Below are 960 nucleotides of genomic sequence, written 5' to 3'. Positions count from 1 at the left end.
CACATAACTGTTCCACTGCCATAACAGTTGAAACGCATTGCGCGCTGGTTTAGTAAATGGTTTTAAGTTGACGGTTAATGCACACATAACCAGCTCATCGCTAGGAATTACATTGATACGTTGCTCAATGACTTCCTCACGTGTGTGCGCATACTCAAACACACCGCCAAAAGCTACGAACCTTTTAAAATCTCGTAAATACATGACGCCAAACGCTAATTGAGTATAAGGTGATAAATGCACTATTTCATCTGGTTTGCTTTTCGCTAATTGGCAAATTTCATCAAAAGCCATTAAGCGACGAACTTGTAGCGGGATTCTCTTTTCTTCATAAACTGGATACATCAACGTTTATCCTTTTGACATTCATTATTTAAAAAGGATCATTGATCGATTTACTTTATTGCACAAGTCCACGTAACAAAAGACGATCACTTCTTCTAAGACCTTTTGCTATGCAAAAAACCATAATATTGAATGTATTGACTTAAAATAGGAGAGGCAAACAATGTCAGATAAAAAAGGATTGAGAACTTATCAAATAGAGGTAATAGAAACGATGAGCGCTCTCATAGAAGTGACTGCCGAGGATGGCGAAACCGCTATACTAAAAGCGAGCGAAAAATATAGAAATGAAGATATTGTGTTATATCCTGATGATATGATAGATACTAAATTTATTATTTATTAGGCAGGGTAGAAGATAACTTAACCACTTCCCCACCCAACAACCTAAGCCCATCAATAGGCATCACCCCACGCAAAGCATTGCAAAAAAACAAACCACGTAAATTTGGCAAATCATCATCATTTAACGCGCGCATAATCACTGGCGTCTTAGTCTTAGCGAAAGCATCAATAATGACTTGGCGCATCACCCCAGCGACACCTGATTGTGTCAACGGCGGTGTAAACCACTGACCTGATAATAGAAAATCATCAGAATAATTGGCTTTGGCT

At 38.4% G+C, this 960-nt stretch carries 2 protein-coding genes and 1 pseudogene; 1 reads left to right on the top strand and 2 read right to left on the bottom strand.

All coding sequences use genetic code 11. From position 1 onward, the window contains the following. A pseudogene (locus ACS8FD_RS17420) lies at positions 1 to 345 on the bottom strand (hypothetical protein); the annotation flags it as partial. A gap of 163 nt (positions 346 to 508) precedes the next feature. Between ACS8FD_RS17420 and ACS8FD_RS17415 the strand changes: the two are divergent. Further along, entirely contained in the window at positions 509 to 691 is a 183-nt protein-coding gene (locus ACS8FD_RS17415) for a DpnD/PcfM family protein (RefSeq protein ID WP_439262353.1), read from the top strand. Here ACS8FD_RS17415 and ACS8FD_RS17410 read toward each other — a convergent pair. After that, a partial coding sequence (locus ACS8FD_RS17410) for an aminotransferase class IV (RefSeq protein ID WP_439276774.1) occupies positions 681 to 960 on the bottom strand: 280 nt, incomplete at its 5' end. The two genes, ACS8FD_RS17415 and ACS8FD_RS17410, sit on opposite strands and share 11 nt — an antisense overlap.

The organism is Psychrobacter sp. 1U2 (assembly GCF_051847575.1).
This window is presented reverse-complemented; position numbering and strand designations above follow the sequence as displayed.

Excerpts from the sequence above, each read along its gene's own strand:
- ACS8FD_RS17415 (WP_439262353.1), top strand. The coding sequence starts at position 509 with ATGTCAGATAAAAAAGGATTGAGAACTTATCAAATAGAGGTAATAGAA.